Annotated in this window: 1 protein-coding gene (cut by a window edge); it reads right to left on the reverse strand. The window is 57.6% G+C overall.

Annotation, left to right across the window (positions count from 1 at the left end; genetic code table 11):
• Window positions 1-15,077 carry the beginning of a PASTA domain-containing protein gene (locus tag PZH32_RS00505; protein ID WP_275205677.1) on the reverse strand. 23,470 nt of this gene lie to the left of the window's left edge, so 15,077 of the gene's 38,547 nt are visible here — the first part of the coding sequence; the start codon lies at window positions 15,075-15,077; its stop codon lies beyond the left edge, outside the window.
• Window positions 15,078-15,178: the final 101 nt, after the last annotated feature.

The raw sequence follows: 15,178 nt of genomic DNA on the forward strand, positions 1-15,178 counted from the left end.
TTGTCGGTACCGTTAGTGGTCACCGTAGCACCGCGGAAGTCTTCCGTTGTGCGATCTACATACGTGCCGGTATAAGCGAAAGCGTAGGGATTGGAGCTGTTGCCGATAGACACCTTGGAATCGTTCAAGCGCTTCAGGGCATCCGCCATATGCTTCTGGGCCGTGGCGCGGAAGCTGGCAGGGTCGAGCTCGGTGCCATCCAAGCTACTCAAACCATGGGCGGGAATGGCATCGATTTCCTCATAGAACGCCGGCAGCAGCACCACGTTCTCGCCGCGCTCCAAGTCCTCGAACAGTACCATGGTGGCAGTCTTTGGCGTCTTGGAAGCGTCCTCGGAAGAGAGCAGCAGCTGGTGGTCGGCAGGCATTTTGTACAGGCTGCCGTCGGAGTTCACCGGCGTGATGTAGTGCACGTTGTAGGTGCCCTTGTTCAGATTAAGGAACACCTGGTTGTTCGCCTCAAAAGCCACATACTTATCAACCACGTTGCCGCGCAGGTCCGTACCGGTAATGTGAGCCACCACTTGGGTAGAGTTGGTGGGATCGTTTTGCTGATACCACCACCCGTCAGCATCCACGTACAGCGAATACTCCACGGCATTATCCGGAATATAGCCGCCCGCCTGATCCACAATGGCACGATCGAAATCGATCAGCGTCGTTCCCTGATTGGCGGTATAAGCGCTCTTGTCCGCCTTAGCGATCCAGTCATTCAAGGTAGCAAAGTACCCGTCGATAACATCCTGGGTCTTATCGGCTTCGCTTAAGGCCGACTGCACAATAGCCATATTGACACGCTGACCGTCGGCGCGCACTTCCTTCAACGGAAGCTGAGCCTGGTCGGCACTGTCAGAGTAGTTAGTGCCGGACGCGTCGCCGACACCCGGAGTAAAGATGGCATCCCCATTGTCGTCGAAGTAGCTGCGCACCGTGAACGTGCTGCCAAACATGCCAGCGGTATTCATCACGGGATTGTTGCTCTCGTCATACACGAGCTCAGTTGTCGTCTTGCCGTCAGCGTCCGTAACCTCTTGCGTCTTCTGCACGGGCTTGGATACCGGCATCAAGAAGCTGACGGAGTAATCGCCTCGCACCAGATTCAACCCTACCGTCGCCGCCGATACGGTAGAGGCCGTATCGCCCGTGCCCGTCGTTTCTGCTTTCAGGTTAAAGGCCACGGTGAAGTCCACCGTATTGCCGCGATAGTCCCTACCCTGAACACGAGCGCCCATGGCAGTCGTATTGGCCAAATCAAGCTCCGGCAACTGCACGGTAAAGGAGTAGTCCTTGTGCTGCAAGGAGTTCTGATAGTACTCGTCAAGTTGGACAATGGCATCGTTGATGACATCAACCGACAGCGCGCCGGACAGAACGCGATCTTCGGCGTCGCGAATCGATTCAAGGCGACGGATCTTGCCATCCACCTGAACGCGCGTTACCGCGTCGGCAGAAATAGGCTCCAGCGTGCGCGTGCAAGCATCCTGGTCAAAGTCGGCCTTGACCTCCAGCTCGTGGCTGTCAGGTACAGCGTAGGTGCTTCCGTCGGCGTTCATGGGAGTGAAGTACTCCACCATGTACGCAGTGCCGCGAGCCGGGTAGTTCAAAACGGCAGCCAAAGGCGTTCCCGGAACAACGCGATAGAAGTTGTTGACAGTATTGCCCTCGTAGTCGGTACCGGACACCTTCGCCAACAGAGGCGTAGAAGTGTCTGCGTTAAAGCCTGCCGCCTCGGGCATGTACAGGACGAACTCACGGGTACCCGTCGGCTGCTCCGGCTGCTCCTCAGCAGGTTCGCCGTACACGGAAATAGTCACCGTGGAGCCTGGCAGAACCTCAGCTGCTGCAGCCGGTTCTTGCTGGAACACTTTGCCAATCTCCGAGGTGAGATCACTCTCCTCCGTGGGCGTCGGAATGGGCACCGTGTTAACCGTCACGGAAAGACCCTGGGCCTCCAGAGCGGCAACCGCCTCGGCCTCGGTTTGGGATGCCACATCGGCTACCACCGTAGGCTGGGCAAATACCACCAGTTCCACTTCCGTGCCCTTCAGCTGCGCCTCGCCGCCGGCAATAGACTGGCTCTTTACGGTGTTGTACAGAGGCGACAAATCTACGTCCACGTTTGGATCGTCATTGGCATCCAAGTCGCTGCGTGCCGGCAGCACCCAGGTAACGGTAGTGGCCATGCCCGCCTGCTCCATGGCAGCCTGGGCATCCTCAAGAGTCGTGCGCTCGGCATCTGCCAATGTGCCGCCCGTGGGAATAACCGGAGATACATTGGGAACACTGCCGTATTTGGCATGGATAAAGAGCAGCACTGTCTTGCCGTCGTTGCCCGGCTTGCCCGTCACGTTCTCCACCTTCTGGACGGAGCCCTCTTCCACCTGCGTGCCGTCTTCCAGCATCTCGTCATTGGTAAGCTGAGTCTTCACGCTGTAGCCCGCCTCATTGGCCACCTGCGTAGCCTGAGCCTGCGTCATGCCCAGCAGCGTCTTGATGTCGAAGGTATCCTCTTCAACCTTTTCTTCCACACGCACGGTAATAGTAATCATGGCACCGGCAATAGACTGGATAGGCTTACCAGACGTATCTTTGGCAAGGGGGCTCTGCGAGACAATTGCTCCGATATCGGTGTTGGACCCCTCTTCCCCATCAGCAATTACCTGCTCGATAATACGAATGTTCTCCATCTTATAGAAGCCATCGGGGAAGTTCGTGCCGGGACGCTCCTTGGTCAGCTCCTCAAGGGCCTCTTCAAGAGTCTTATTGGTCACATCGGGAACATCGAACTTATTTGCGTTCTGGTTGAGCGCCAACAGATGATCGTTGTCCACGATACGACCCAGGAACTCAGCAGAGTCAAGCATCGTATAAGGCTTCGTGCGCTCGGCATTCGGAGAATTGAAGACAAAGGAGAAGTAGCTGACGTAGCTGTCGGTGTAGTTGAAATCCACCGCGGCATCGCCTTGATAACCGTCGATGGTGTTGGTGGTCACAATGGAACCGTCGGTATTCCACTGGTTGTTCGTGGTAGCGTTATAGGTCCGCAGCTGCGGCATCCTGGCTACCAGATCCGCCGAATTCAACGCAGCCAGCTGGGCGTTCTGGTCGGTGATGCTGGGCTTCAGACCCGTAATATTCAGATACTCGTCTCGGGTAGCAGGAAGACCGAACGCGCTCACAATGTCATTGACCGACTTGCCGTCGGCCAGCATCTGGGCCTTGCGCGCGCAAAGGCGCAGGTACTTCTCCAGATCGATGGTGTAGTCGTCCGTGCCTTCCGCAGGCTGGTTCAAAATGCCCAATACCAGCATTTCGTTCCAATTAAGGACAATGTCTTTTTGCGCGCCGGTCTTTGCATCGTACACCCGGAAGGTGAAGGACTCGCCTCGGAACCAGTTTGCATAGCGATTGGTATTGGCAGCCACTTCCACAAACTGCTGCGGTACGTAAATGGTCTGCAAACGGAAGCCCGGATCCAGCGTATTCTCCAGCTTCACACGGCTGATGTGGGAAGCGGTAGTAGGCGCACTTCCGCCATCGGAAATATTCTGGAAGTAGGCATAGAACTTTGCCGTGTTCGGGAGCACGTTGTTAGCCGCTTCGGGCGTGTCGCCATTCTCGTCCAGATAGTAATCGTAAAGAATGGAGCTATTCTCCGAGGGCTTACCGTTCTTCATGTCGGTGTTGGCGTTGCCGTCCGTGGTAACCGCCTGCAAGCTGTACTTGTAGCCATAGGGAATGAGGAAGCCTAGATAGTAGGCTTCATCCCAATAACGATGGGAGCCTGTGGTGACGGCATTATTGCCGTCGTACCAACCGCTGCGCCAGCCAGGAGACTTCAGGCGGCCAGTACCGCGGTTACCATCGGTATCCAAACCCGTGCCACTGGTAGCCACCCCCGGAGACACAGGCGAATAGTCATGAGCAAAGTACACGTCCATACGGTTCGTGGCGTCCTTGACGTCGGTCACCTGACCAGTAAGCGGGTTCACCTGCTTTTTGTAGATGTAGGGGCTACCAATAAGTTGGAAGTCCTTTGTATCCACCACGTTGTCGCGCTCGGCATAGTGGCCAATGTGCTCGGAAGTAATATCGCCGCTGCCGTAGTAGGGTCCCGCCTCGATCTCGTAGTAGTCCAGGTACTCGTTGGCGGCAAAATCAAGGTACACGGAAGCTTCGATTCCGCCGGGAGCCGTATTGAAGCGGTTTTGAATGGCCTCGGGCGCGGCCGTACGGGCCGAGATCTTATCCACCTCGTCCTCGTTCAAATTGCCGTCATCGCCCCTGGCGCTCACGTCGACAGCAGCCGCCTTGGCCTCGTCTGCCGTGGCATAGGTGCGGAACCACAAGTCACCCTTGCCCTGATTCTTATCCAGCATGTACGTGAGGTTCTTGGCAGGAATATCAACCGTCTTACCATCGGCATCGGTCACCGTGTGGGCCTCAAAACGAGCCGTGGCGGCTTCGTTTTCCACCCATTCGTTAGCGGCGTTCTTTTCGTAAACGGTGATACCCTCGTGGCTAATAACAATCTTGCGATATTGCACCTTAGTACCCGCCGACCACTTGGGCGTCTTGCGAGTGAACAGCGTAATGCGGGCACCTTGATAGTTCTTCAGATGGGCATACAAGCTGTCATTGCCTGCGGGCAGGCTATAGGCAGTACCGTTAGCATTGGGCACTTGGAAGGATAGACCCTTTGCCAGGTACCCGTAGTAGTTCAGCTGCTCTTCCTTAAAGGCCTCCGGCAAGGTATCCGTGAGGATGACGGAGTCGGCGTGAGAAAGATAGCGATCATACCAGTCGTCCGGGTAACGATAGTCGTCGCCCGTCCAGTAATGCTTACGCATGTTCACGCGGTACAGAGACACGTTGAAGTTATGAGTGCCGCCGAAGGTGGCGTTGTCGTTGTGGTCGTTGCCCAGCACCAAACCGGTGTCCACGCCCTTACGGGTGTACACGCCGTCGTCGCTCGCGGTAATGAAGGTGCGGGATACCATGTGTCGCTGGTGGTTCACGCCATGGTTGTGGTGGGCCCCGTAATAGTAGTAACAGTGTTCGGAATGGTAGTCCTGATAGGCCCAAGCACTGCGATAGTCAGTATTCAGATCGCCTTGCGCATAAGAGGCGGCACTCAGCGCACTGTAACCGGGATAGTAGGTGCGACCGGCCGGAGCATTGCGGCGACTCCGGATGCCCGGCGCAATGAAGGTTGTGCGGGCGCCGTCGGTCACGTTGTTCAGCACGCCGTTGGATTCCACATTGGCATCAGTAGCGCCCTTCTTCATATAGGGGCTGTTGGCACGCTTGAGGGCTTTGTGGCCGGGACGGTTGTTGCCGGAGTAATCGCCGCCCACTTCGGACTCGGTGATGGTGTTGAACTCCGCCGAGCGCATGTTGGAGAAATCGTTGCTCAGGTTGGAGATGTAATCCACCGGAGTGCTGGAGCCCTGGGCGATGGACATGTTCTGAATAGTGCGGTACACGCGGCCGTTCACCTCGAAAGCCATCTTCTTGACCCACTCGGCGGCGTTGGTCTCGTTCAAGTTGTACCAGGTACCGTAGTCAGGGGTGTTCAGAGCGGGGGCGCCAGTCAGCTCATTGGCCACATAGCCGTGGTTGTCCACTGTGGTCTGACCGGTGAAGGCATTCTTTTGATCGCCCTGGAACTGGTTCTGGTTCACCTTCAGGTGATAGGTGATGGAGAGAACCGGGTTCTGGACAGTGGTACCGTCCTTCAGTTCGTAGCCGGAAACCGGATCCTTGTAGCCGTCCTCATCGGTAACACCAGTATCGTGGGTGCTGTTGTAGTTGTTGGCAGGGGAGCCGAGGGATGCCACCGGTTTGCCGTCAGCGTCCGTCTTTAGCAGGTTCAGGCGGAAGTAGCGGTTGTTGGCCAGGCTGGCGTCGGTCGCAGCCGCGTCGTTAGTGGAGGCGGTTCCCTTGCCGGCGTTGTTACGCTCCTTATACGTAGAAGTTTCCTTCTCCATAGAGGCAGCCGCAGAGTCCACCGTGTTGGTAGCGTCGTAGGCGGCCTGTAGGTCTTCAGCGGAAAGCGACAGCACGCTGCCGTCCTTGTAAGCCACGTCGATACCCTGCAGGTACTTCATGGCCACCGAGCGGATCTTCACGTAATAGGCGTCGAACACGGTGGAGGGCAGCTGCTGGGTGACGTGCAGCGTCATGCCGGTGTTGTAAGTTTCCGGGCCCACGTAGCTCAGGCCGGACTGTTCGTTCAAGGTGCCGCCGTTGATGATGCAGCCCGAGTATTCCGGCGCGCGCACATCGTAGCGGCTGTTCACCTGGCGGAAGTCGGAGAGCAGCGAGACTTGGCTCTTGTAGCCCACCTCCAACATGGCGTTGGACTCGCCGCCCGAACCGCCGGAGTGGCCCCAGTGGTGACCGTCCCAACTACCCGCTGTGTACTTGGTAAAGCGGTTCGCCAGCGCATTGCCGGCGCTGTTGGCTTTCTGAGTCTGGGTGGGATTGGCGGAGTGCTGGTCGCTTATCAGGCTGTCGGCGATACTCGTATAAGTGGTGTTGTCGTAGAGGCCAGCACGGCTCACGGTGTCGAAGTACATCTTCGAGCTGTAAACCTGCGAACTGTCGCTGCGCTCCACCGGCGTGTACATCTTGGAGGAGATGGTCTTCCAAACGGCATCGGTCACCGTGCCGGGCACGTCGCCGCTGGCAGGGCGGATGCCCAGCAGGTAGTTGCGCGTATTGGCGGTAAAGTGGGTGTACCACTCGCCGAAGTTCACGTCGTGGAAGCCCAAAAACTCAATGTTCTGGTTGTTGCGACCCAGGCTGGAGGCGTCTTCCTGCATGTCCTTCCACGAGATGAGCTCCACCTTCACCAGATTGTTGATGCCATGGGCCCGCAGGGTTTCCTCGCCTACGATGAAGTCACCGTCAGCGTTCAGGGCCAGCCCCTCATGGAGGCGCTGCTGGTCGGCGGTCAGGGAGCCAGGCACGGTGGTGGTGTTGGTGATCACTTCCACGCCCTCCGGCAGCGGCTGAATGGCGCCGTCAGCGTCGATATAGCTGTAGGTGCCGTCATCATTCTTGGTAAGGATGTACTCCGCGCCGTCGATGGTGGCGGTGTAGGTGGTAGCCGTCTGGTCAGCCCCGGTACAGCTGTCCACAAAGCCGGTCAGCGGATGCGCCGCCGTAGCCTCTTCGGAGCCGCCCTGGTAGTCGGCGTTCGGTTGGAGCGTCCAGGTCTTCAGCGTCTTGGCGCCGGAATCGTCGTAACCGCTAAAGCGGATAGCGCCAATGGTGCCGCCGTGGTAGAAGGTGTCGAACCAAGCCTTCTTGAACTTCACCTGGGTGGTGTGGAAGCCCACCCAACCGCTCTCGGTAGAACCGTCAAGCTGCACGGAGCTCTCCCACTTCAGCGGGATGTTCACGTCCACATCGATATCGTCCAAAGTGGAAATGGAACGCTCGTTGAACAGGTTCACCCACATCTTGAAGTCGCGGTCATAGGGCACAGCGGTCACGTTGCCGGACTCTCCCGGAGAGTTCTGGTTCATGTACTGGTCGGCATAGTTGCCGTACTGGCCGTAGGTGAACACGGCCAATGCCGGCGGGTTCACCGTCTGGTAGCTGTAGATAGAGGCGTTGGCGCTGGTGCCGGCGGACTTCTGAGCCGTTCCGCCGATGGTGCGATCCAGCTGGCTGAACACTGCCTGGGCAGGCAGGTGGCGGTTATTTTGACGGTAGTACCACCAGTTAGCCTTACCCTTCAACTCTACGAAGATCTGCTTGTTCTCCGGGTTCGTGATGGTCTTATCCCAATTAACAGGATCGATCTCGGAGTAATTCGCCACGATCTTCTCTAAATAGAAGCCCTGGGCTTCAGAGAACTTCGTATCAGATTCCAGATCGAGCGTAATCTGCGCTGCTTCTTTATCAGCCGTACCAGCGGCAGCGAACAGCGCCTGCACTTCTTCGGTGGTGAGGCTGATAATCTTGCCCGGCTTGGAAAGCACATCGTTGTACAGCGGCAAACTTGTGCCGTTGGGATCGCGGAAATAGAAGGTGACACCCGTCAGAGCGGTGTCGTCCTTGTCGGGTGTTTTGTTGCCGCTGCGATAAGTGGAGCCGATATCCAGCAAAGCGCGCGACAGGGTAACCTCCTTGGTAAGGAAACCCTGCACATCATCGATAGGAGCCGGCAGCTTGTCCGACAAGCTGCGCACCGAAACGGTGAGGGAGGCGTTGTCCATACGAGCGTAGCTGGTGGAGTTGAACCAGAAACGGTAGCCTACCTCATCGGAATAGTTGGCGATCTCGTTGTTGTCAGCGTCAGTCGTGCTGTTGCCGAAAGCAGTCTCGCCAGAGGTTGACGCGCTATCGCCCGTAGCCCACTTTCGAATGCTCTTGGGCTTGAACGATTTTGCGCTCATGGTCGATTCGGCAGTGTACACCGGCATAGTGCGGCTGGCGCTAGCGCGCAAATCCGAGCCGTACTCTTCCGTCGTGGCGTACACGTCAGCGCGAGCCGTCGTGTTGGACAGGGTATCAGCGCGACCGTAAACGGTAAAGACCGGCCAAGAGGGAGTGATAGTGGCGTTGTTGTAAGTGGTCTTGCCGTCGAGACGATCGAAATGAGCACGGGCCGAGACAATAGTATCAGCAACGGCTACGGGAGCTTCAGCCGTCACACTTGCCTCAGTTACGGCAAATTTGGTGGTCTTGTTTTCGTAGACCACATTGCCCTGTTCGTCCTTGACAAGCGCACCATCAGCGTCCTTCTTTGCCTCGGGCGCCGTCACATTGACCGTCTTGGACGTATCCTTCTTGAAGGCATACACCTTGTCCAGCGGAACACGCAGCGTAGCCGTCTTGCCCGTATACTCCACCTTGGTCTCCTCGGAAGAGTCCGTGGTGTTGTCAGGACGAATGGTCTTCGTTTCGCGGACGGTAGTAGCGCGCGTGCCCAACGTGGCATTGGTTGCCAAACTGACCTTTTCACCTGCGATAGCAGGGCCCGTATACGTGAAGGTATCGGTGGTCACATGTTCCCACACTTCAATGGTGTTCGCGCCAGAAGCCGTGGAAGAGATCAGGCGATCCGCCTTCGTCGTTGAAGCGTTAACCTGGCTCGCCTTGATTTGAGGCCCGTCACCCAATCCCGCATCATCCAGATACAGGAAATTCTGCAACTCGACCGCATCGTAGGTCATCAGCTTGGCAGCCGCTTCCGTAGCCGCCAAACTAGCATTCTTCAAGGCAGCCTCGCCACTGATATTGATAGAGAAGAAATCGAGGGAAGAAATGGCCGCATTCTTGTGCAGCCAGCCGTAATGCTGAACTTCGTCGTAAATGGGGCTAAATTGGTACACATCATCAGGATCGTCTACCACGCCGTCATTGTTAGCGTCGATAAGCACATCGGCGACGCCATCGTTGTCCAGGTCGATATTAAAGGCAATGTTGCCGTTCGCGTCACGCTTATTCAGGGTAACCTTAGCGCCCGTAGACGTAGTGCCCTGCTTTTCGGGCATGGCGCGCTCCACCGAAGTAGTGTACGTATTCCACTGGAAGCCAGGAAGAACCAGCTCTTCACCAACAAAACCTCGCTGCAGCGGCGTTCCGTCTTCATCAGTGGTCTTCAGCATACTGCTTGCTGCATTGTCGTTGATCTGGAGATCCAAGTCCAAGCGACGTGCCGTGAAGAACGAATCGTTGGTAAAGGTGTAGTTAAAGAAGGTCTTCTCCCCTTCACCGTCGCCCCAACGGTAGGGAACACTGGGGCTGTAAGAGCCATAGGCTCCCTGGCCACCCGAGCTGCCGTCGCCCGCCAAGCCCTTGCCATTCCAGCCGTACTGCACTGCCAGTCCCGGCTTAATGGGCACGTAAGCGCTCTTCAGCGTGGCGGTCATCTGGGCGGACTTGTTGTAGGAGGCCTCATCGTAGTCTGTCTGAAAACGGGCCACCAGCGGCATGGACAGCACCTGGTTGGGTGTACCAATAATTTCAATGGTGCCACGCGCCTTGGTGGACGTGCCAGCATAAGTGTACTCGGGCTTGAACGAAGTGAAGTTGACCTTCACGTTCATAAGGTACTGATCGCCCCACAAACTCGAAGGCAGCACGCAGTCCAAGAGACCATCGCCGTCCATGTCGTCCTTGGTGTAAGCCTTCAGCTGGGCAGCGCTCAATTTCGTTGTGCGCATGGTCATATCATTGGCGTTTTTGGAGTAGTAGTTAATCTCCACGCTCTCGATGGTGCCATAGTCGAACATATTGCCGCCAATGGTCACTTTCTCAGCTTCGAAGCCACGACGCACGCCGCGCACGCCTTCGTAGAACATACCGTGATAGGTGGTGCCGGTAATGGCGCCCGCGGGCGTCTGGTCGGCACCTACTAACAAGTAAGCTGGCTCCATGGGAGCACGGGAGGCGTTGCTGATGTGAAAGCGCCAGCCAGCGTTGGGCTCATTCACCAGCGTTTCCTTCAAGGTGGACACGTTGTTCACGCCACCATTGTTGCCAGAGAAAGCACCACCGGAAATCTGCGGGTTGGTGGGTGTGGCCTCGAAGGAGGCAGGGTCCAGGTTGGTCTGGCGCGTGATGAGCGTGTAGTACTGGCCACCCTCGGAAGAGGAGGTGATCCACTGCTTCTGGCCGAAGTTCACGCGAGCGTTGTTAGTGAACAGGCCGCCGGCGCCATTAGACTTCGCCGTGATGAGAGCGCCCGTTACCTCGAAGGTGACGGGAATGACCGTAAGGCCCTTATACTGGGGCACGCGGGTCTTCATGAGGAAGCGAATCTGACCAGTGAAGGTACCCGTGGTGCCAGCGGTCACGCCGCCTTTGCCGTGCGGGATGGCGCCGATACCAGCAGCCTCCAGCAACGTGGAGAGGTTCTGGGACTCGTCGGCAGCGCTACCGAAGGTATAAACCGTGTAGGGCGAGGAGCCAGTGGTGTAGCTGCGGGTCATCGGCGCGTTGTCCATGGTGTACCACTTCAGCTGCCCCAGGCGATCGCGGTACTGGAACTCCAGCACGCCGCGTTCGTCGTGGCCAGTGCGGTTAACGGCGAACCAGTCGGCAAGGTTGCCCATCTTGAGATCGGGATTGGTGCCAGCAGCGGGAGCATCGGGGTCGGTGCCCACCACCAGGCCATTCATGATATCACCGTTCTCCAGCGTGAGCGGCGTGTTGGAAGCCACCGAGTTGTTCACGCGGATGGAGATCTGCTGCAAGTTGAGGCCATCGGGCAGAGTGTCCTCAATCTGGGCGCCGAACTCGTCGGTCAGACTGGTACCGAACAGCGGCTGGTTGCCAGTAATGCGCAGGTTCTTAAGGCGATAGGTGACAGAGTGACCCAACGGTGCCGTCCACTTCTCCGCCTCGGCACCGCTGTCGATGGACAGGGCCACCTTCTCAATGGAGGTACCGGCCGAAGGGCTGGCAAAAGTGGAGGTGGTGGTGTAGGTCTTTGTCCACATGTAGTCGTCCACACCTCGGCCGCCAAAGTGGACAGTGGACTCGGTGTCCAGCGTCACGTACTCGTCGGGGCTCATATTAGTGGTGTAGGGAAGCGCCAAAAGGAACACCTTGCGGTCGCACTTGGTGGTGGTGTCCTTCTTCGTCTTCAAGGGGCCGTAGTACATGGAGCCGCCCATGAGCGGATTGTACTCAGGCTGCGGATCATCCGAGTCCGGATCGATGATGGTGCCGGTTTTCTTGTCAACTTCGGGAACAGTAAAGGAGATCTGGCCATTCATGCCGGCGGTGGTGTAGGGCAACTCGTGCAGCCCCAGTTCTTCCGCGTTCTCGAAAGTGTCCAAGTCCAGCTCGTTCACCACGTTCTGGTTGTTAGTGATGTCGTAGATGAGGGCACCGCCCTGTCCCGGAACACCCACGTACTCTTTGCCGGAAACAGTGGCGCGGGGGTCGGGGTTCTTAGTGATGTTCTCATTCTCGGTCCGGGCGTTCTCCACGATCCATGTGACCAAGTCAGCGTCGCGGATACCGGTGTTGGTGAGCTCGGCGGAGGGGAACTTGAAGAAGTAGGACAGGTAGTCCACCTGTGAGTCTTCTTCGGGGGAAACGTTGCGGGTGGTGATCTTGTAGACCATATAGTTGTAGCGGTCCCACAGCACCGGGCTCTTGATGGTCTCGATGTTGGTGTTCCAGTCCAGGTTCGTCTTAATGAAGGTGGCGTTGCGCTGGGTGGAAGAGTCGGAAGCGGAGCCGGGGCTGATAACCGTGTCGATGTTGCCGATGGTCACGTTACCGTTGGCGTCGGTATAAGCTTTGTAGGTAACGCCCCATCGGATGGTGCCGCCCGTGTTCTCGGGAATAGTGCCGATGAAGGTAACGCCCAGCGAAAGACGGTTGAAGTCCTTGATGAGCTGCCATTTGTTGGCAGCGTTGCCCATGTACTTCAGGCGGAAGGTGCCGGTGATGCCCTCGGAGTTGTACCAGCTCTTGTAACGACTCTCGGTGAGCTCGGTGCCTTTGGTGGAGCCGGAGCGGTCCATGTCGTAGATCTTCCACTTGCCGTTGAAGCAGTCGGAGTTCAGCACCAGGGCCAGGCGCGGGCCGCGGTCGTTACCGCTGGCGATGAAGCCGCCCTGGGCGGTCCACTCGTTGTAGCTATACTCCTCCGTCAGGCCGCCGGAGCCGGAAGGAACGAAGTAGGGAATCTGCAGTTCGAACACCGGTGCCGCATCCTCACGCTCACCGTCGGCATAGCCAGTGGCGGGCAGGCCCATGAAGCCGGAGTCGTAGCCAACGTCGGCGGTGAGGTCCAGGAAGGGAGAGTCGGTGGACTTGATCATGTAGGTGTTGTTACCCATGGCGGTGCCACCGCCGGGGGTAACCTTCAGGTTGGGATCGATATAGCCACCAGGCAGACCACCTACCAGGATGGTCTCATTACCCGTAGCGGCCATCAAAGAAATACCGGCACCGCGCGAGAAGAGAGGCATGCTGCTGAGGCTCAAGGCGTTGCCAAAGACGATGGGGCCACTCCCAACTTCGTTCATGCGATCCACCAGCGCCTGGCTTCTCTCGGGATCGATTTCCGCAGGCTCGTCCTCAATGGCAGCAACCTCTTCGTCGGTATCAGGTTGCGGCTCATCCTCCTCATCCGCTGGTGTCACGGTGGTAGGATGCTGCACACCAAGAGGATCGTCGGACTCGGCCGGCACATCACCCTCGTTGCCGGGTACTTCTTCGGACGCCTCCGTCAGTTCGAACACCGCCGTTACATTTTCAGGCTGAGTCAAAACAAAGGAGTTCTTTCCTTCCGTGACACCTACCTGCATCTCAAGCTGAGCCGTGATCGACTCGGATTGCGCGGGATTCTTGGATGCTACCAGCGCAGACTCGGCATAGGGCACCGCGAAATAGATGAGACGGCTGCCTTCGGCCTCAATAAGGCCTTTTTCGCCATCGGCAGAAACGCGCACCAAACCGTCGGCATCAACCGTATAGGAAAGAGGGATCAGGCCCAGTTCCTCCAGCGTCTCTGCCTTAGACGGATCGATAGAAGCCAGTTGCTCCTCGGAGAGACCCGTAACATCAAGAGCGATCAGACCGCCCTCGCCAGGGACGCCAGCAAACTTTGCTTCCGCGAGAAACTCGTCGCTAACATCAGCCTTTCCGTTCTTCTTTTTGTTCTCCGAGACATTGCCCTCATCATCGACGACAAAGGCAGCAAGCTCCTGAAGACTCAAACCGCCCTGACCCTGCCAATTGGCATCAAAAGCAGCGCCAACAGCCCACGCACGCGCCTCGGTTCCCTTCATTTGAAGCCGAGCAAGGAGCGAGAGATATCCCAAGGAGGACCCGTCCTGGGAAATCTCCATTTCCGGCTTGCCATATACTTCAGCGGACAGCTCGGCGCGAATCTTCTTAGCGTCGTTAACAAGGCCGTATGCACCCAGGGAGGCACGCTTTACATCGCCGTACTCTGCAGCAGGAGTTTCGCCCTTTTTATTGGCGCGCGCCGTAAACGAATGGGCCTCGTAGCCGTAATGAACAGCCACGGTCTCGTCAGACGGAACATCGCCCACAAATCCCATATCGAAACGGGGAGCCGTGGCATCGGCGGACAACTTGCCTCCGTTGGCCTCGTAGATAAAGACCAGGCGTCCAGACACACCCGCAGCCAAATCGGCGTCGGTCATGCGAACATAAGAGCCATCGTGCTCCTGCCACAGCGACCAACCCTCGGGCACTTTCTCGGCAAAGATAGCCGCACGCATAGCTTTCTCGGTGGCGCCCTTCGCCTTAGCCGCCTCGCGAGCGCGAGAGAGGGCCTCGTCGTAAGAGGCGACGCCCTGGCCGTTCTTTGCGGCAGCTACCTCATCGGCCAGAGCAGTGCGCAGACGCCACTCCTCCTCGGAGAACGTCTTGCCCAGAGTGCCCTCATCATTGACATAGAGGAACGGCACCTCGAGAGTCAGCGCGAAGCGGTCGCCTTTTTGTGAACCGGCCACATAGCCGCCCTCGAGGGAGTCCGCCAGATTTCCCAAATCATATTCGGCGTGGACCGGAGCGCCTTTGACGAAAAAGCCAGTCTCAACGTTAAAGGGCGAGCCCCAAGCTCGCACACTCGGAGTCACTCGGGAGGCAATGTCGGCATCGACGATAGCTTCGCGATCCTCCGCAGCCACCGTAGCCGTTGTTACCGCAGGAAGCACCTCAGCAGCCGAGACACGGCCCTGAGGCAGCAGGGCCGTAAGGGCCTCCTTCGGCAGAGACTGGCTTTGGGCCGACGCCGTCCACAAGGAGGTCTCGGCGGAATCGCCCTTCTCTCCCGCAGAATCGCCGCTTTCAGACTCAGGCATGTCAGCCATAGGCGTCGCCGCGTCACTAAGCTCGCTAGCATAAGAAGTCAGCGCCGTGGCGTCGAACATGGTCAGTGCCAGCAGCAGCGACAGACACACGGACAAAACCTTGGTCCAGGTTTTAGCCGCAAAGGAATTTACCGGTGCGGGGGCCGCCGGGACTTCCGTGTGCCAATGGGCACCGGAGTCGAAGGGCGCCGCCTTCGGGTTCGAAGACGCAGTTGTGTTGTTCCCGCGGTTATCTTGCGCAAAGTGGTTCATGTCATTGCTCCGTTTTTGCTTCGCCGAATTTCGCAAGGTTCCTCGTTTTCTATCGTTTCAACCCAAAAACGGAGGTAGAAGGTCATTTTTATCCCCTCTTC

Source organism: Adlercreutzia equolifaciens (genome assembly GCF_029076695.1).
GTDB lineage: Bacteria > Actinomycetota > Coriobacteriia > Coriobacteriales > Eggerthellaceae > Adlercreutzia > Adlercreutzia equolifaciens_A.